We start from the raw sequence: 808 nt of genomic DNA on the forward strand, positions 1-808 counted from the left end.
CCCCCGGATCCATCGCACGATCCGGGCCATCGCCTGCGGGCGCTGAGCGGCCGCAGGGCCGGGACGATGGTTGTCCTGGCCGGGTGCGGACGTCATGATCGCGGGTCGGCTGAGGAGACGGTTGTCGAGAAGACCTGGCGGGGGATGTTGGAGAGACATCCCACGGCGCGACGGGGAGAGCCTGCGGTCATAGTGGCCGCTTACGCCGAACCGCGATTGCGGGCCCTCTTCCCGTTTCCGAGTCACGGGGCGCTCACCTTCCACCGGAACACGCGGTTCCCCTGGAGTAACGACCGGCCGTTCATCGTGGGCGACGCGCAATCGTGCATCGTGTACGCGCCGCTGGGTGTGCCGGAGCGTGTCCTGGGGGAGTCACTCACACCGCGTGAGGCGGCCGCGTTGGTAGTGGCCCACCTCCCGTCTGACTGCGGTCCGGCCTTCGACGGACCGTGGCCCCCGCAGGAGAGTGCTGCCGACTGAACCAGCAGCAGCTGCCGCGCCGGTCAAGCCTCGCCGAGACCGCTCGAAGTTCGTCGAGACGGGTGTGCACCGGGTCCTGTTCCGGTGGGGAGGCCACGTCGAAGGCCTACGGCGCCGACGTGGCGACGCTGCCGGAGTAGAGCTGGGCGCCTCGCGGGCCCTCGCCCGCCATCACGGCCGGCGCGAGCACGTGAGCGACATGGTCCAAGCCGTCGCCGGACTCCTCTCCCACCACCAGGTCGCCGCCTTGGGAACACCGCACATGTGAACCCGGCAGCGAATCCGCGGGCCTCGACGCGCCACCGCCAACGATGCATGCACTCGTTTA

General features: G+C 69.8%; 1 protein-coding gene. It reads left to right on the plus strand.

What is annotated here, in order from left to right; translation table 11 throughout:
- The first annotated feature begins 66 nt into the window (after positions 1–66).
- Entirely contained in the window at positions 67–480 is a 414-nt protein-coding gene (locus PUR61_RS20890; protein ID WP_329880678.1) for a DUF6193 family natural product biosynthesis protein, read from the plus strand.
- The last annotated feature ends 328 nt before the right edge of the window (positions 481–808 follow it).

This window comes from Streptomyces sp. BE20 (assembly GCF_036322525.1).
In the GTDB taxonomy this organism is placed as follows: domain Bacteria; phylum Actinomycetota; class Actinomycetes; order Streptomycetales; family Streptomycetaceae; genus Kitasatospora.